This window comes from Terriglobia bacterium, from assembly GCA_020073085.1.
Lineage (GTDB): Bacteria > Acidobacteriota > Terriglobia > JAIQFV01 > JAIQFV01 > JAIQFV01.
On the sequence record JAIQFV010000011.1, the window covers coordinates 90,542 to 107,505 of the forward strand.

Sequence of the window (16,964 nt, forward strand, 5' to 3'; positions counted from 1 at the left end):
ATAAAATAGGGTGAAGTAAGGTTGAAGCGTGCTTGCCCATAGAAGTTCGATTGAGGAAAGAATGCCTCAAGGCATTCGAACTCCCACAATCAGGTACAATTCCGGAAGGTCAATCGAGGGGGAGGTCTCACCTCCCACCTCATATCACTCCGGTCATCGTCGGCATCTTCCGCGTCCCCGGCCCGTTGCCGGGGAGTTTGCCTTGCCTGCACCATCTTGCGGGCCGAGACGCCGGCCGGATGACGCGCCATACCCAGTGCCGTCCCTTGGGCCAATTCCCAGATTTCCCGTTCCATCTCCCGGTCCCCAATGATGGCCAGCCTTGGCGTTTTGCCCTTGAGCATCCTGCCGGCCGCTTCCGACCGCCCGGCCGCAAATGTCGCAAATGCCGTCGCCATCTTGGTCATGGATGGCGTGAAGTTGAGGGTCGCTCGATTGCCGGGCTCGGTTTTGTGTTTGAACAGTTGCATTGTCCTGTGCTCGGGCCACCAGGACCGAGCTTGAAACCAAGAGTCCGATGACCACAAGAACTGCAGACGATTTGGATATTGATCTCATAAGTTTTCACTCCCACTCTGATAATCTTCATAACAACCGACACCCTTGATGTTGCAAGGCTGATTCCAAAGACGGCCAATCACTTTAAGAAACCGGCGAATGCCGGATCCGATGTTCGCTATCTGGGACTTACAACGGAAGGTGGTTTTGAGGGCTTGTCGACTCCCGGGGCTGTGGCGCAGGGATCAGATGCAATCTTTGCACATAATTGGGCGGTTCTCTGCAGGATTTGCAGTCACCCTTGATAGTCGAAGGACTCATGACGGTGGAACAACTGCGGAGGGGGGAAGTCAGTCTTTTTCGATGACGCCGTAATCCCTAAGGCGGTACTGTAGAGTTCGGAGGCTGATTCCGAGTTGTGCGGCTGCTTTTCGGCGATCCCCGTTGTTTTCCTCCAGGGCATGTGTAATCGCCCGTCTCTCTATCTCAGCCATAGTCAAGGGTTGGCTTGTCTTTGAGTCGCCGCCGACGGATGCGAACGGGATGTCTCCGGGGCGGATGACATCTGAGGTACAGATGATCAGGGCGCGTTCCACGGTGTTTTGAAGCTCGCGCACATTGCCGGGCCAGGTATATTTCAGAAACTGCTCCTGGGTGTCCGAGCGCAGTGATTTTATTGGCTGTCCCATCTGGGCAGCGATCTTCTTCAGGAAGTATTTCGCGAGAGGGAGGATGTCTTCGCGACGATCTCTAAGTGGGGCCAGGTGGATGGGGAAAACATTGAGGCGGTAATACAGGTCCTCACGAAAGATCCTCTGCCGGATAGCCTCAGCCAGATCCCGGTTAGTGGCCGCGATAACCCGGACATCAACCGAGATGGTGCGGGTTCCACCGACGCGTTCGAACTGTTGTTCCTGGAGGACCCGCAGCAACTTGGCCTGAAGGTTTCCGCTCATTTCCGCGATTTCGTCCAGGAACAAAGTGCCGCCATGTGCCCATTCAAATCGGCCCCGCTTGGCTTGAGTGGCGCCGGTAAAAGCTCCCTTTTCATGACCGAAGAGTTCCGATTCAAGCAGCGACTCGGCCAAGGCGGCGCAATTGACGGCAACAAACGGGCTGTCGGCGCGAGGACTGCGGCGGTGAATGAAACGGGCCAGGACCTCCTTCCCGGTTCCCGATTCCCCGGTCAGCAGGACTGTGGCCAGTTGAGGGGCGACCTGGGACGCCAGGGTGAGTGCCTGGGACATGGCCTGGCTTTGTGCGATGATGTCGGCCGGAAACTGCGCTTCGGTTTCCGCTTGGTGAATCAGGCTCTGATCCTTCAGCAACCGTTGTCCCAGGACTTTCTGGACGGCGAGCCTCAATTCATCGGGGTTGTCCAGCGGCTTGATGAGGTACTCCTGGGCACCCAATTTGATAGCTTCCACTGCGGTTTGGATCGAGCCGTAAGCGGTGAGGACGATGATAGGGATCTCCGGAGACCTCTCCCGAATCCACTTGATCAACTCGATGCCGCCCATCCCGGGCATCCGCTCGTCTGTGATGACCACATCAAAGCTGCGTTGCTCCAGCAGCCGGGTTGCCTCGAAACCATCGGCTGCTGTCTCCACCCCATACTTGTCACCCAGAATCGCGCCTAACAATTGTCGTTGGGCCGGTTCGTCGTCAACTATGAGAACTGAGTTCTTCACGGGAGGTACAGGTCCTTTAGAAACCGATCGGCACCCGAAGGGAGCAGCGGGCGCCACCCTCGGCCCGGTTGGCCAGGGTGATACTTCCGCCCAATCGTTCGATGATCTGTTTAGACACGGCCAGTCCGAGCCCGGTGCCTTTAATTCTACCGGTCGTAAACGGCTCGAAGAGATCCTCTGGAGATTGATCACCCAGTCCCGGTCCGCAGTCATCTACTTCAATGACCGCCTCCCGGGTCGTTTCATCTTTGCGCAGAGCGACAGAGATCGCCTGTCCCGCAGGCGTGACCTGGATGGCGTTCAGGAAGATGTTGAGAAGGACCTGGCGGATCCCGTTCGGGTCGGAGTGAACGAAAAGGGTTTCATCCGGACAGCTCAGACGAATCCCGCCTCCATTCAAGCCCGGTTTGGCTTCGAGCATTGCGATCACTTCCGCCGACAGCCTTTTGAGATCAAATTGACTGAGTTCCGGTTTCCCAGGCCGTGCAAAACTCAGGAGATCATTGACCAGCTGCTCAAGGCGCTTGGCTTCATTCACCACGGTTATCATCAGGGCTTGGGCCTCATGATCCGGCGGAAGACTCTCCTGGGTCACTTGGGCCAGCCCTTTCATCGCCCCCAGCGGGTTGCGGATCTCGTGCGCTAAAGTGGCCGCCATCTGCCCCAGCGTGGCCAGATGCTTGTCGAGATTCTCCCGGGTCCTCAGTTTCAAAAACTGATCCAGGGTTCTCAGAAAATAAAACGACAATGTGAGCAGGGCAACAATGGCCAAGGCCGATGTGATCAAGTGAGAGTAAGCCTGTCTCGTGATAAAAGCCGCCTGCGACTTCTGGAGTCCCATGCGAATCCGCCACCCGGTGACCTCTGCGCCCCGACCCTGCGCGGATCGCGGAGAAGCCGAAAAGGAATCCTCGAACCAGTAGATGGATGATTTCACGTCTTTCTCTTGCCCGGACGTTGGAGCCGATTGCCTGTCGGGCTTGTTTTCGAAACTCACCAGCGTCCGCCCGGTATGATCGAGGAGTGCCAGGGAGGTCACTTTCTCCGGATTGGCCAGGGCGGCCTCTTCCAGGGCGGACTCCCATACGGAGAGGTTATTTCGTCGGCCCGGACCTCGGGTCTGGGCATCGACCGAGGCTGCAATATCGTGTCCGATCTTCTCCAGATATTGATCGCGCAGCCTGACGAGGGTAAGAAATCCGTACAGGGCACTCGACCCGAGGCCTACACAAATCGCGAAGACGGCGGCAACAAAGATTCGGGTCGAAAACAACCCGGTTCTATTGAGGCTTCTCGTATCCATAGGGCAACGGGGTCTGAGAGAGTGGTTTTGTCTGATGTTGGATTGAACTTCTCCATCACCGCGACCAACGGGGCAGCCTACTCATCCTGATCGTTGTAAATTAGCAAATCAGCCCGCCTCCAGCGGCATTGCAAACGACCGGTCGGAGCCATTGTAATGCCGCCGGGTTCGACTGTGAAGATGTATATTGCGTGGTAATGGAATAATGTTCCTGAATTGCAGCGAGACGGACCGGATGAATGTACGTTTGGGGCCGCGTGTCATCCCCAGCCGCAGGAGCGGTTTGGAGATTTACCTCTTATCTGAATTGGCATCAAGAACGAAACAGGTAGCTCACCTTTACAAAGAACTGTCGACCCGAGGAGGTTGAGGAGTGAGACCATGTCGGGAATGGAGCGGAGGGCCGCTTCCCCCGGAATTCAATGTTTTTTGACTCCGGTTATTTTGCCCTTCCACGGAGGCCATGTGGAGCCAACAAACGACAGTCCCGGTATCAGGGCTGTGTGATCCGCCACGGAAGCGGCCGGCCATTCTTTATCGGGGGTTCATCGACCTTGCTGAATGAACAGCGGGCATCCTGATTGCGAAGGGCGCCGGCGCACTCAGGATAGAGGAACTTCGGTTCGGGAGACACAGCGCCATGAGAGGGATCCCCTTCGACACCCCTGCCTGGCTGACAGGGAAGAAAAGCAAGTCCAATCCGGATCTGCTTGCGAGGTCTCAGGGAGGAGAGTCAATCTGGAAACGACCCGGATTCTCCAAAGATGCCGCCCTCCGGTTCATCAGAAGCAGTCAACCAGCGGCTGCTAATCTTCGAGCTTGAACCCGACCTTTAGAATGACCTGCCAATAGCCGACCTTATTCGCCTCGACGCTGCCGCGAATTTCCAGGACTTGGAACCACTGGATGTGATGAACAGTTTTAGAGGCTTTGGCGATTGCGTTTTGGACTGCATCCTCAACGCTCGTCTTTGAAGTGCCGGTTAGTTCAACCTGTTTGTACACGAAATCAGCCATCTCAACTCCTCCAAAAGATTTGAATGAAAGCAGGGTCCGGATGCATCCCCGGCCATGGAGCATGGGTCATACCCGAGGTGAAGCGGTGAGCTCTCGGATTGTCCCCCTTGTCCTGCGATCCAGGGAACGAAAGAGGGCAACAGGATCCCGATTCGCTCATTTATTCGAATTCACTCAAAACGGCATCAGAGCATATATGAACGCAGGAATCGCCGCAAGGCTCGGTCTGCTTTTTCAATCAATCCCGTTTCCCATTTTTCCGGTCATGGAGTGAGGTTTCCTCTTGACAAAGGATGGGGACATCCCTATTAAGACATGGATGAAGTGTATTCAGTCCGGGAGCCTACCGCAGGACTTCCTGGGGCGCCGATTGTTTTTCCATGGTCATCGCAATGGGTGTGGACGCGTGAGTTACCGTCGTGCCTTCGTGCTGACTATGACCACGAAATGGAGAGGTGCTCGATGATTTACTTTACCGAGCTGGAGAACCTGCCGATCTTCGACGCCCGGGGCGAATACCTCGGACGGCTGGTGGATCTCGGCATTAACCCGAGTCAAAACCCCCTTCAGGTGGCGACGTATTATGTCAGGAGTCCAAAGAAGGAATTGCTGAGCATCACCCAGGCACAGCTGCCTTCCATCTCGGTGCGCGCGGCTCAGACCCGGGTCCCGGCGGAGGACCTCGGTTCTTATACCCCGGAGGAGGACCTGATCCGCATCAAGAAGGATGTCCTGGACCAGCAAATCATCGATGTCAACGACCAGAAAGTTGTACGTGTCAATGATGTGGATTTTGATATTCGGCCCAGCGACGGATATACCGACCTTCATATCGTCGCCGTCAACGTGGGGTGGGAAGCGGCGGTGCGCCGGTTGCTTCAAGGGGTTTTTGCGAAGCACACCATCCGCCGGATTGCAGGACTGTTCTCTCAGAAGACGATTCCCTGGGAGTTTGTAAACCTGATTGAGCCGGACCCATCGCGTCGGGTTCGGCTTCGTATTTCTTACAGCCGGCTGGCGGACCTCCATCCGGCGGACCTGGCTGACATTCTTGAGGAGTTGAGCCGTGACGAGCAGAAGTCAGTAATCGAATCGTTGGATGACGAAACCGCTGCCCAAGCCGTCTCAGAAATTCCGACGAGGATGCAGGTGGCCCTGCTGGAAAGCATCCCCGCCAGCCGCGCGGCTGACATCGTGGAGGAGATGCCGCCCGATGAAGCGGCCGACGTCCTCCAGGAGCTTCCGCCGGAGACTTCGGCCCAAGTCCTGGCCAATATGGAGAAGGAGGAAGCCAAGGAAGTCCGGAATCTTTTGGGGTTCGAGGAAAACACCGCGGGTGGATTGATGACGACCGAATTCATCGTGGTCGGGGACCTGGCCACCGTGGAAGCCGCCGTCGCAGCATTGAAGGCATTTGATGGCTCGATGGAGTCGGTGCATGCCATCTACCTGATCGACCCCAACGCCACCTTGACTGGAGTCGTGCCTTTGGCGCGAATCTTACTGGCGGAGGCCAGCACCCCTCTGCGGGGGCTTTCGATGGATCCGGTCATCTCGGTCCCGTTTCACGCGGATGACAAAGCGGTCGTGACCTTGTTCAATAAGTACAATCTTCTGACCCTTCCCGTGGTCGATGACAACGGCCGCATGCTGGGAGTGGTCACAGCCGACGATGTGCTGGAGATTCTCATCACCAACCATTAATCATGGACTGGCCGGTGTAGGATGATGATCACGCGGAGTTTTCGACGCTATCGACGCTCTATTTTGATCTTCCTGGCCGTGCTGGGCCCCGGGATCATTACGGCCAATGTCGATAACGACGCCGGGGGAATCTACACCTATTCCGTGGCCGGAGCTCACTTTGGCTATACGCTGTTGTGGACGCTCATCCCCATCACGGTGGCTTTGGTGGTGATTCAGGAAATGGTGGCCCGGATGGGAATCGTCACGGGCAAGGGATTGGCCGACCTCATCCGGGAAGAATACGGGTTCCGCACCACCTTCTTCCTGATGGCGTTGTTGTTGGTGGCCGATTTGGGCAATACGATTTCTGAGTTTGCCGGTTTGGCTTCGGGGATGTCCATCTTTCATGTGAGTCGCTACATCGCCGTTCCGTTGGGAGCCCTGCTGGTGTGGGTGCTGGTTGTGAAGGGGACGTACCGGATCGTTGAAAAGGTCTTCCTGGCCGCCTGCGTGTTTTATGTGGCCTACGTCATCTCAGGCTTCCTGGCGCATCCCAACTGGAAGGTCGCCATGATCAGTACCGTCAAGCCCTCCCTGCATTTTGATTCCGGTTCACTTTACATGGTCATCGGCTTGGTGGGAACGACCATTGCACCCTGGATGCAGTTCTATCTGCAGTCTGCGGTGGTGGAGAAGGGAACTAAACTCAAGAACTACATGCAATCGCGATGGGATGTCATCATTGGTTGCATTATTACTGACGTTGTGGCTTTCTTCATCATTGTGGCGTGCGCCGCCACAATCTATGTCAACGGGCATGGCGAGATTTCGAATGCGGGGGACGCGGCCCTGGCATTGCGCCCCCTGGCGGGCCGGGCTGCGGCCGCGCTGTTCGCGTTCGGCCTGTGTAATGCCTCACTGTTTTCGGCCTGCATTCTCCCCCTGGCGACTGCCTATTATGTGTGCGAAGGATTGGGATTTGAATCCGGAATCAACAAGCGCCTTCACGAAGCCCCGACCTTTTACTCCCTGTTCACAGGGTTGATCGTCTTGGGCGGCCTGGCCGTCCTGGTGTTGAGCGAACAAAAGCAAGTCCCGATCATCCTGCTCTCGCAGGTCGCCAACGGAATCATCCTGCCGTTTGTTTTGATCTTCATGTTGCGGTTGAGCAACCGCAAAGACTTGATGGGGGACTACCGCAACACGCGCGGCTTCAATATTATTGCCTGGGTCACTTGCGTGGTGATGATCGCATTGACGGCGTTATTGGCCATCAGCGCTTTCTTCCCGAAGTACATCCCGAAGTAGTTCCCGTGGACATCTATCCTTCCAGCTTCACAAGAAAGTCTCGAACGGCGGGGGCCAGGCTGGAGGCGATCTGGCTGTTCTCTTTCTCCTGCAGGTCGGAAACGACAAAGGCCAGATAAGTTCGGGTTTCGAAACCGGCCACTTCCATATTCCGGATCCTGGATGTGTAAAGCGGGAGGCCAGAGACATTCAGGGCGGCCCTCAGTCCGCGCCGAGGGAATACCTCCCCTTGTTTCCGGGTAATGGCCAGCGAAAGAACGGTCTCCTGGTTTTTTAGAATGAGATGGACAAACTTGCGTCCGTTAAAAGAGCATCGATGGGCGACAACGATTTCAAACTCCGCGGGGATTCTTTCTTTTGCCAGAGAAACCAGGCCAACATACTCGGGGCCCAGTCTCTGCGACATCTCCTCAAGCGTAGCGTGCTGCTTCGCAAATTGGGAATCGATGGCGCAATGAATATGATCTCCCACTCCGATCTTGAGAATCGTGGCGGTCAACTGCGATAGGCCGGCAGGGTGGCGGAGGGACCACACCCGATAGGCGCCCACGCCCGCGATTGAGAGTGCCGCAGCCGAGGCGGCCACCAGGATTAAACGGCTCCAAAAAGGGACCGTGTCTTTTTGCCCTTCGCTTTCACGCAAACGATTTTGAATCTTCGCCCGGAGTCCCGCCGGCACGACCTCTTGTTGGACAGCATTTCGCAGTGCGGTTCTCACCTGGGTTCGACTCTCGAGGGCGGTGGAGCAGTCCTTGCAACCTTCAAGATGTTTTGAGGCCTCCAGACGGAGATCGGCGGGCAATTCTTCATTCAAATAAGCATCCAGACGACGTCGTGTCCTTTCGCATGTCTCTTGTGAGAAGTCAGATGCGTTCATGAGCTTGGGTTTTCCTTCCCTCGAACGGGTATGCCAGGGAGGCAATTTGAATATCGTCCTCCGCAACGATTCGATACTTGACCAGACTGGAAGCTGTTTGAGAGTGATTCTCCAACTGGAACTGAGCCGCCGATTCCATGGGGACGAGTCCCCCTAATTTCGTGTGCAGGCGAGGACGCCTGCACTACTTTGACTCTAATGCCCGGCATACCAGTCATAACCCCGCTCGGCCCAATAGTCGGCCGGACGCTGATCGGTAAATCGAATGGTCCCGATTCGTTTGAGGTTCTTGATTCCGTACTTTACCGGGATCACCAGCCGCAACGGGGCTCCATGAGCGGGCGAGAGGGGACGTCCATTCATTTCATAGCAGAGCAGTGTCTGGGGATGCAGGGCGCTGGGCATGTCCAGGCCGACATAATATCCATTGTCGGGAGTCTCAAGACTGACGTACCGCACCAGATCCTCGGGTGCTTTCTGGACGTCGGGCGGCGCGCCGCTCATGGTGGCTGGTCCGTACCTGGCGGCAAAATCCGCCAGCCGCGCTCCTGCCCATTGAACGACCTGACTCCACCCCTCGATACATTTCAGTTCTGTAACCATTTCCACGCGGGGTAACTGCTTGACCTCTTCCAAACCCAACGTGATTCCTCTTTCGCCCGTGGTGGTATCCTCGAACATGTTCTGAGTTCCGCTTCCCCCATATTCAGAGAGTCCCAGGACACGCAATCTCCATGAGGAGGGATCAAACTCGACGTCCATTCCCTCAGTTCCGTTAATTCGAGGCTCCTGTGCAAAGGAAAGGGAGAACGTTGGGGCAAGCCGCGTCCCCCTGAAGTAATCCCGTGCCAACTGTTCGTTGACTTGCAGGGTACTACGCAGAGGCCAGAGAATGTCGTCGTCCAAGCGACGCGAATTGAGCCAGCGCCATCCGGCATATCCTGCCAGGGCAGAGGCGCCCGCTACGAGGAAACTGCGCCGGGATCGGATTCTTGCTTGACGAAGGACTTCTTGATCCGTTCTGTTGCTGGGTTGATGGAGTGGTGCGGGGACTGGCGTGGCGTCTCCTTCCACCGGTCCTGTAGACTGCCCCGCCTGAGCCGATGCCACTAGCCCGGCCGGTACGGCCGCCCCTCCCTTGCCTTCCAAGTTCGCGCCCGCTCCGGTCACCTCGCTCCGAACGTTGTCGTTCGGATGCTCGACTTTGTCATTCATCGGGGGAATCCTCCAGGGTGATCAATTCAAACCCTGCAATCATGGCGCGGAAATTGTTCCATCCGGCTTTCATGACTTGGGCGATGTGAACAAGGAAGAATGCGAGGTAGCCCAGGGTCAATAGGAAATGTTCCATCCGTGCTGCGGGATATCCGCCGAGCAGGGACGTGAGCCACGCGAACTGGATCGGTTTATAAATGGCCAGTCCGGTGATCAGCGAACCCCCTCCCATCAGAATTATGGTCGTGTAGGCGATCTGTTGAGCCCCGTTGAATTTCCTTTGGGGAGGATGAAATTTACTTAAATGGAGATCGTGAAGCACTACTTGAATTGCTTCCCGGAAAGAGTGGCGGTTGGGAACCAGGTACCGCCATTCACCAGAAAAGACCGTGTAAATGACGTAGAGAAAACCATTGATGGCAAAGAACCACATTAGGAAAAAGTGCCATGCCATCCCCTCAGCCAGGCGATGATTCAGATTGAGGGCGGTATAGAAGGAATCCGGGAAAAAGCGGAACAACGTCCAGGATCCGAATCCGATGCGGTAGACGTCGTTCGCCCAATAGATGAGCAAACCACTCCATATCATCAGGGTCAACACTGGGAAATTGATCCAGTGAAACCAGCGGATGGCCAACGGATGTTTCTCTTCAATCTTTTTCATAGCTGGATGACTCAATAATCAAACAAATGGGCTGCGGACACCCGCGCTCCAAATGAACTTTAATTCGAATCCTGCAACAGCTCTTCAATTTTCCGGGCAAGCTTCTCCTCGCCGGCAGCGTTTCGGTAATTCAGTTCTCCCTCCCAGCGAAACCGGATACGACCGCGTTTGTCGATCAGGTGAATCGTGGGCCAAAACTGCTGTTGCCACCGGGTCCAATTGGCGGCTTGCGGGTCCAGGAGAATGGGATATTCAATGCCCAACTCCTTGACGCGGCGAGCCACATTGTTGGGATTGCGCTCAATTTCCGTCTCGGGGGTATGAATCCCGATGACGGTGACCTCTTTGGGCGCAAACTTCTTGTAAAGCCGATCATAGGCCGGCAGATTATGGCGGCAGTTGATGCAGGCGAACGTCCAGAACTCGATGACAGTCACCTTCCCAAGTCGCGATGAAAGGGGGATGGGGACTCCACCGGGTGTATTCAACCAGGTACCGCCCACTAGTTCAGGTGCTGCCATATCCAGAGCAACAGGCTGTTCCTCCGTCTTGGAAAAAGCGGCTCTAACCAGAAGGCCCAGGCTTAACAGGATCAGGACCGTGGTTGAACTTAATGCTAAAGCAAAGGAAAGAGTCGAGAATATTCTTGGTTTTTTCATTTTCGAATTCGTCCGGCCCCATCTGGCTCTCGCGTTTTTTGATTTGTGGCACTTACACGAGATAAATCAGTTCCATAGCTTGCGGGGACTATCGCCACACTCTGTTAATCTCTCCAGTCGGGTAATTTATTCCCAAAGAACAAATTTTTTTTGGGTTGGGGGGAAGAAGTTGCCAGTGATCGGTTGTCAGTGGGCAGTGGTCAGTGGGCAGGGGTCAGTGATCAGTGGTCAGTGGTCAGTGATCAGTGGTCGGTGATCAGTGGTCAGTGGTCAGTTGCCAGTGAGCAGCTCTCGATCGCCAGTAGGGTTCATTCCGATCTATTTGATCAGACAATCGAACTCACTCTTGATTAGAGGAAAATCATATATCGTCGGACATCGATGGGCTTCAAGACTTCGATCCTCTCGATCTTGCTGACTGCTGATGGCTAATAGCTGACGGCTGATTGCTGGCAACTGATCACTGACCACTGGCAACTGACCACTGACCACTGATCACCGACCACTGGCAACTTCTTCTCATTCCCCGCTTTGCTGGATCAATTTGGCCACCAGCCCGGTCCATCCGGTTTGATGGCTGGCGCCGATTCCGGCGCCGTTATCTCCGTGAAAATATTCATTGAAGGGAATTAAATCTCTCCAATGCGGATCCGTTTGAAATTTCTCCGTGCCGCCAAAGGTAGGTCTACGGCCGCTGCGACCGCGTAGAAAAATGTGAGTGAGGCGGCGAGAAATCTGGGTGGCGACCTGCCACAGATTCATCATCCGGCCCGAGCCGGTGGGGAATTCGACTTTATACTCGTCTCCCAAAAAATGATGGAATTTTTGCAGCGACTCAATCAGGAGGAAATTCAGAGGGAACCAGATGGGTCCACGCCAGTTTGAATTACCCCCAAAGAGGCCTGTCGATGATTCAGCGGGCTCATAGTCCACGCGATATTCTGTATGGTTAATGTGTAGTGAATACGGATGATTTTGGTGATAGCGAGACAGGGCTCGAATCCCGTGGGGGGAGAGGAACTCCTCCTCATCGAGCATGTACTTTAGAACACGCCGCAGGCGATGACGGTTGACGAGCGAGAGAAACCGCCGAAAGCCGTGCGGGGAGGACTGGGTTTCAATGTTATCGCTGAGATCGGCCCGATTTTCAATGAACCACTGCATGCGCCGCTTGAAGCCGGGCAGTTTATCGACGATCTCAGAATCCAGGGTCTCGACGGCGAACAGGGGAATCAATCCGACCATGGAACGAAGCCGGATCGGGAAATGCTTGCCGTTGTCGAGGTGCAGGACATCATAGTAAAAGCCGTCCTGTTCGTCCCAGAGTTCAATGTCCTTGCCTCCCAGGTTGTTCATCGCATTGCAGATATAAACAAAGTGCTCAAAAAACTTGCTGGCGACGTCCTCGTAGGCAGAATCCCTTCGCGCCAGCTCCAGTGCAATGGCCAGCATGTTCAGGCAATACATCCCCATCCAACTGGTGGCGTCGGATTGCTCGATGTGTCCTCCGGTAGGGAGCGGGGCACTCCGGTCGAAGACCCCGATGTTGTCGAGACCAAGGAACCCTCCCTGGAAAACGTTTCTCCCTTGAGCATCCTTGCGGTTGACCCACCAGGTGAAGTTGAGCAGCAGCTTATGAAAAACGCGCTCCAGGAAGCGGAAGTCCGCGGTGCCGCGCCGTTTCTTCTCAATCTTGTAGACGCGCCAGGCGGCCCATGCGTGCACGGGTGGGTTGACATCTCCCAAGGCCCACTCATAAGCAGGAATCTGTCCGTTGGGATGCATGTACCACTCACGAAGCAGGAGGACCAATTGTTCTTTCGCGAAGTCGCAGTCCATGAGGGCGAGAGGAATGCAGTGAAACGCCAGGTCCCAGGCGGCATACCAGGGGTATTCCCATTTGTCGGGCATGGAAATCACATCGCCGTTGTACAGATGCGTCCAATCATGGTTTCTCCCATACAACCGCTCAGGTGGAGGCTCCGGACCTGCGGGGTCACCCTTCAGCCATCGGCTCACTTCATAATGATAGAATTGCTTGCCCCACAACATCCCCGCAAACGCTTGCCTCTGCACCCGCCGGGCATCTTCCGAAAGGGCGCGCGGGGCCAATTGAGCGAAAAACTCATCGGCCTCTTTTTTTCTCTGATCCATCATGCCTTCAAACTCCGCGCCAAAGGATGGCGAGTGAGCCGGATCCGGAGTAAAGCGAAGACGAACGGTGGCAGTCGCACCGGGATCGATCCGCAAGGGATAACAGGCGGCCGCCTTTGATCCGATCCCCTCGGGGTTAACCGCTGATTTGACACCCTCCACGACGAAGTCGTTGAAACCATCCTTCACGAATGGAGAGCTGTTTTCCAAATTACAGAGACGGTGAAAGTTGGTCTCGTTTTCAGTGAATAGAAGTTGCGGCGTCCCTTCACAGATCAGTTTACGGTGCCCATAGTAGGAATGGTCCATCTCAATCACGGGAGAACCTTCCATTCTCTCTCCCTGCTGCATTCGAGGGCGCCTTTCGCCAAATCCCCACGACCAGGTGTTTCGAAACCATAGCGTGGGCAGCAGATACAAAGAAGCGGGTTCAGGGCCGCGATTGATCACCTCAATCCGGATCAGGATGTCCTCGGCTGTGGCCTTGGCATATTCGACAAAGACGTCGAAGTAACGGTCCTCGTCGAAGACCCCCGTATCAATCAATTCAAACTCCAAATCGTTCCGCCCTCGCCGCCGGTTCTCCTCAAGCAAACGGGCATATGGAAATTCGGCCTGCGGGTACTTATAGAGGTAGTGCATGTAGGAATGCGTGGGTGTCGAGTCGAGATAAAAGTAATACTCCTTTACATCTTCGCCATGGTTGCCCTCGTTGCCCGTCAATCCAAAGAGACGTTCCTTGAGGATGGGGTCCCGGCCGTTCCACAGCGCCAAGGCAAAGCAAATGTATTGATGTCGATCGCAGATTCCCGCAAGCCCATCTTCGTTCCAGCGATAAGCGCGGATTCGGGCGTGGTCATGAGGAAAATTCTCCCAGGCTGTTCCATGAGAACTGTAGTCTTCGCGCACGGTTCCCCACGCCCGTTCGCTCAGATAGGGTCCCCAGCGTTTCCAATGGGCCTTGTGCTCGCGGGATGCTTCGAGCCGGAGGTCTTCTTGAGTCATTAGCTGAACCTCTCGATAAAGTGCATAGCCTGATTTCGAACGAAGCCGGAAGCCAGAGGCCGGAAGCCAGAAGCCAGAAGCCAGAAGCCGGAAGCCAGAAGCCGGAAGCCAGAAGCCAGAAGCCAGAAGCCAGAAGCCGGAAGCCGGAAGCCAGAAGCCAGAAGCAGGAAGCCAGAAGCCGGAAGCCGGAAGCAGGATGAATCAAGATGAAATAAGGAGCACGGGTTTAATCGCCCCTTTGGCGTCTGATTCCTGACCTCTGATTTCGAAGCCCTTGCAATGCGTCTATGACAAGAGACTACATTCTATATAAGACTGACCTCGGAGAGCAATTAATACGAACAATGGAATTGGAGTTACATGGGGCGAAGGTGTAGTCCTCGCGGCAGGATTGTCCGCCGATGCGGCTGAGGTCTGGAGTCAGAATGGCGACAGGCAATTAGGAATTGACATTTGAAATTGGGGGTTTCTATCCGAGTTCAGATGTCCGACTTCCGACATCTGACTTCCCACTTCTGATCTCCGGCTTCTGGCTTCCGGCCTCTGGCCTCCGGCCTCTGGCCTCTGGCCTCTGGCTTCCGGCTTCTGGCCTCTGGCTTCTGGCCTCTGGCTTCTGGCCTCTGGCTTCCGGCCTCTGGCCTCCGGCCTCTGGCCTCCGGCCTCCGGCCTCTGGCCTCTGGCTTCTGGCTTCCGGCTTCTGGCCTCTGGCCTCTGGCCTCTGGCTTCTGGCCTCTGGCCTCTGGCCTCTGGCTTCTGGCTTCCGGATTCCAGCCTCTGGCTTCCGGCCTCAATATCCAGAACAGCGTAGTTCGACTGAACAAGAGAGTACATCAGGGTCGAATGTCGCTGGCTAGTCCTTCCGAATCACCCTGAAAAAGTAGAGGGTGAGGCCATTGGGATCGGAAAGGCAGAAGCTCTTATGTCCCCACTCCTGGTCGGTCAGCTTCTGTTTGATGGGCAGGTCCCTCTCGAGAGCCCGCCGGTATCGGTCCTCGAGGTCGTCAACTTCGATGACCATGAACGCGCCTTGGGGAGGCCGATCATCGAAGAGGTGGGAGGCGTGACCGCTCCGAGGGAAAGTGAGTATTTCGATGATCCCTGAGGCGGCCCCGAAGAGAATTCCGCGGTCATCGGGACTGCGGTCCCATGACTCGAGCACAGGAAGCTCCAGCCCGTCGCGGTAGAATGCGACCGTGGCCTCGTAATCTCGCGTAAAGAAGGAAAATCGGAACTGCCCTCTCCTGTCCATGGGCTCCAAAGCAAATACAAACGCTGGAAACAGAGTTATATCGGGCAATGGTGGATTGTTCGCTGTAGGGGCGCCCGCCGTGGCGGGCGCCCCTACGCTGAAACATGCACGATTTTGTAACATTTTCAATGGTGTTCGTATCAGTCCACCGGCTTCACATCCTCCATCAAGGCAAAGAAGCCCTCGGCAAGGGTCGGATGAATATAGACGGCTCCTTTCAGGAACGTGAAAGGCAGACCAGCGCGCATGACGGTGCCGATGATCTGGATGAGTTCCCCTCCTTCCACCGCCAGCATGGACGCCCCCAGGATACGGTCGTTCGAAGCGTCCACGACAAGTTTCATAAGGCCGGCGGTTTCGTCACGTTCAATGGCACGGGCCACGTAACTCATGGGAATCTTTCCGATCTTCAGCCGGTATCCTTTCTTCCTTGCCTCTTTCTCAGTCATCCCGACCCCTCCGAGCTGCGGGTCGGTAAAGACGGAATACGGCACCAGGCGGTCGGCGATGGTCAGGTTTTTCCCTTCCACCAGATTTCCATAGATGATCTGAAAATCGTTGTATGAGACGTGCGTGAATGCGGGACCGCCCTTGACATCGCCCAAAGCCCAGACGCCGGGGACGTTCGTCTCGAGGCGTTGGTTGACCTTGATGAACCCATCCTTGTCGGTCTCGATACCCGCCTTCTCGAGGCTGAGCCGGTCGCTGTTGGGCCTTCGGCCCACGGCGACGAGAAGATGCGATCCCGTCAACACGTTCGTGGAGTTTCCGGATTCAACGGTTAAATGAATTGTCGTTCCCTTTTTCTCCACCCGAGTCGAGTTGGCGTTCAGCAGAAACGCGCTGCCCTCGGCCTCGAGAGCTTTTTGCAGTTCTACGGTGACGTCGGCATCCTCGCGGGGGAGGATCTGGCCTCCGCGATGGATAACGGTCACGCGGCAGCCGAATCGGCGAAACATCTGTCCAAACTCCAGACCGATGTACCCGCCCCCGAGTACCAGCAGATGTTCGGGCAATTCCTTCAATTCCATGATGCTCGCATTGGTCAGGTAATCGATGGTATCCAGGCCTGGCAACACAGGGAGGCTGGTCCGAGTCCCTGTGTTGATGAAGATTTTTTCGGCTTCGAGTGTTTCGTCTTTTACTTGAAGCTGATGCGGAGCCGTAAAGCGCGCCTCCCCCCGGTACAGTCGCAGCGTTTTGCGGGCATCCACGCGACGTTGTTGGCCGTCGCGGAAGGATTGGACGATCTTGTTTTTTCGCGCCACAACGGCGGCCATATCAACCCTGACATCCGCAGCTCGAACCCCCCAGCGGTCGGCGTTCCGGGCGTAATGCGCCACCTGGGCGCTATGAACCATGGTTTTAGTCGGTGTGCACCCGGTATTGATGCAGGTCCCGCCGAGGTGTGACTTCTCGATGAGGGCAACCTTGAGCCCTCGATCGGCCAGGTTTTGTGAAAGAGGATTTCCTCCCTGCCCGGATCCAATCACGATGGCGTCGTATTTCACGAAGCGACCTCCCGGTTACCAGGACGTTTCATTGATCAAATGTAGTGATGTTGGCAAAGACCCCGGCGACGGTCAGCTACTCTGCCGCACGTTATCGCGGAAGGCCCAGCCAACGGGATCTCACAATC

General features: G+C 55.7%; 13 protein-coding genes. 2 read left to right on the plus strand and 11 right to left on the minus strand.

Annotation, left to right across the window (positions count from 1 at the left end):
• Positions 1 to 89: 89 nt before the first annotated feature.
• The 4 genes from LAO21_13230 to LAO21_13245 all read right to left on the minus strand — a co-directional run bounded on the left by LAO21_13230 (position 90) and on the right by LAO21_13245 (position 4,508).
• Positions 90 to 470, minus strand: coding sequence for a hypothetical protein (locus tag LAO21_13230; protein MBZ5553680.1), 381 nt, complete (start codon positions 468 to 470; stop codon positions 90 to 92).
• 378 nt (positions 471 to 848) lie between these two features.
• Complete coding sequence (locus LAO21_13235) at positions 849 to 2,189, minus strand: sigma-54 dependent transcriptional regulator (GenBank protein ID MBZ5553681.1); 1,341 nt, start codon at positions 2,187 to 2,189, stop codon at positions 849 to 851.
• Positions 2,190 to 2,205: 16 nt separating this feature from the next.
• Positions 2,206 to 3,492, minus strand: a complete 1,287-nt coding sequence (locus tag LAO21_13240; protein MBZ5553682.1) for a hypothetical protein — start codon at positions 3,490 to 3,492, stop codon at positions 2,206 to 2,208.
• A gap of 806 nt (positions 3,493 to 4,298) precedes the next feature.
• Entirely contained in the window at positions 4,299 to 4,508 is a 210-nt protein-coding gene (locus LAO21_13245) for a dodecin family protein (protein ID MBZ5553683.1), read from the minus strand.
• A 462-nt stretch (positions 4,509 to 4,970) separates the two neighbouring features.
• On the opposite strand from LAO21_13245, the gene LAO21_13250 reads away from it, so the two are divergent.
• Together LAO21_13250 and LAO21_13255 are read left to right on the plus strand one after the other, a co-directional pair.
• Positions 4,971 to 6,212 carry a CBS domain-containing protein gene (locus LAO21_13250; protein ID MBZ5553684.1) on the plus strand — a complete coding sequence of 414 codons (1,242 nt, stop codon included), beginning with the start codon at positions 4,971 to 4,973 and terminating at the stop codon, positions 6,210 to 6,212.
• A gap of 21 nt (positions 6,213 to 6,233) precedes the next feature.
• Complete coding sequence (locus LAO21_13255; GenBank protein MBZ5553685.1) at positions 6,234 to 7,502, plus strand: Nramp family divalent metal transporter; 1,269 nt, start codon at positions 6,234 to 6,236, stop codon at positions 7,500 to 7,502.
• A gap of 13 nt (positions 7,503 to 7,515) precedes the next feature.
• Here LAO21_13255 and LAO21_13260 read toward each other — a convergent pair whose 3' ends face one another.
• The 7 genes from LAO21_13260 to LAO21_13290 form a co-directional block, all read right to left on the minus strand.
• Positions 7,516 to 8,379 carry a zf-HC2 domain-containing protein gene (locus tag LAO21_13260; GenBank protein MBZ5553686.1) on the minus strand — a complete coding sequence of 288 codons (864 nt, stop codon included), beginning with the start codon at positions 8,377 to 8,379 and terminating at the stop codon, positions 7,516 to 7,518.
• A gap of 195 nt (positions 8,380 to 8,574) precedes the next feature.
• Entirely contained in the window at positions 8,575 to 9,594 is a 1,020-nt protein-coding gene (locus tag LAO21_13265; GenBank protein ID MBZ5553687.1) for a molybdopterin-dependent oxidoreductase, read from the minus strand.
• Positions 9,587 to 10,258 carry a cytochrome b/b6 domain-containing protein gene (locus LAO21_13270; protein MBZ5553688.1) on the minus strand — a complete coding sequence of 224 codons (672 nt, stop codon included), beginning with the start codon at positions 10,256 to 10,258 and terminating at the stop codon, positions 9,587 to 9,589. Before LAO21_13270 ends, LAO21_13265 begins: the two co-directional genes overlap by 8 nt.
• 59 nt (positions 10,259 to 10,317) lie before the next feature.
• On the minus strand, positions 10,318 to 10,917 hold the full coding sequence (locus LAO21_13275; GenBank protein ID MBZ5553689.1) for a redoxin domain-containing protein: 600 nt from the start codon (positions 10,915 to 10,917) through the stop codon (positions 10,318 to 10,320).
• Between the two features lie 519 nt (positions 10,918 to 11,436).
• Positions 11,437 to 14,076 (minus strand): glucosidase, encoded by a 2,640-nt coding sequence (locus LAO21_13280; GenBank protein ID MBZ5553690.1) that lies wholly within the window; start codon positions 14,074 to 14,076, stop codon positions 11,437 to 11,439.
• Between the two features lie 850 nt (positions 14,077 to 14,926).
• Entirely contained in the window at positions 14,927 to 15,448 is a 522-nt protein-coding gene (locus tag LAO21_13285; GenBank protein MBZ5553691.1) for a VOC family protein, read from the minus strand.
• 17 nt (positions 15,449 to 15,465) lie between these two features.
• Positions 15,466 to 16,836, minus strand: coding sequence for a mercuric reductase (locus tag LAO21_13290; GenBank protein MBZ5553692.1), 1,371 nt, complete (start codon positions 16,834 to 16,836; stop codon positions 15,466 to 15,468).
• Positions 16,837 to 16,964: the final 128 nt, after the last annotated feature.

Bases quoted from the DNA above. Each gene is read 5' to 3' on its own strand.
- LAO21_13230 (MBZ5553680.1), bottom strand. From the start codon at position 470: ATGCAACTGTTCAAACACAAAACCGAGCCCGGCAATCGAGCGACCCTC.
- LAO21_13240 (MBZ5553682.1), bottom strand. From the start codon at position 3,492: ATGGATACGAGAAGCCTCAATAGAACCGGGTTGTTTTCGACCCGAATC.
- LAO21_13245 (MBZ5553683.1), bottom strand. From the start codon at position 4,508: ATGGCTGATTTCGTGTACAAACAGGTTGAACTAACCGGCACTTCAAAG.
- LAO21_13250 (MBZ5553684.1), top strand. From the start codon at position 4,971: ATGATTTACTTTACCGAGCTGGAGAACCTGCCGATCTTCGACGCCCGG.
- LAO21_13255 (MBZ5553685.1), top strand. From the start codon at position 6,234: ATGATGATCACGCGGAGTTTTCGACGCTATCGACGCTCTATTTTGATC.
- LAO21_13260 (MBZ5553686.1), bottom strand. From the start codon at position 8,379: ATGAACGCATCTGACTTCTCACAAGAGACATGCGAAAGGACACGACGT.
- LAO21_13265 (MBZ5553687.1), bottom strand. From the start codon at position 9,594: ATGAATGACAAAGTCGAGCATCCGAACGACAACGTTCGGAGCGAGGTG.
- LAO21_13270 (MBZ5553688.1), bottom strand. From the start codon at position 10,258: ATGAAAAAGATTGAAGAGAAACATCCGTTGGCCATCCGCTGGTTTCAC.
- LAO21_13275 (MBZ5553689.1), bottom strand. From the start codon at position 10,917: ATGAAAAAACCAAGAATATTCTCGACTCTTTCCTTTGCTTTAGCATTA.
- LAO21_13280 (MBZ5553690.1), bottom strand. From the start codon at position 14,076: ATGACTCAAGAAGACCTCCGGCTCGAAGCATCCCGCGAGCACAAGGCC.
- LAO21_13285 (MBZ5553691.1), bottom strand. From the start codon at position 15,448: ATGTTACAAAATCGTGCATGTTTCAGCGTAGGGGCGCCCGCCACGGCG.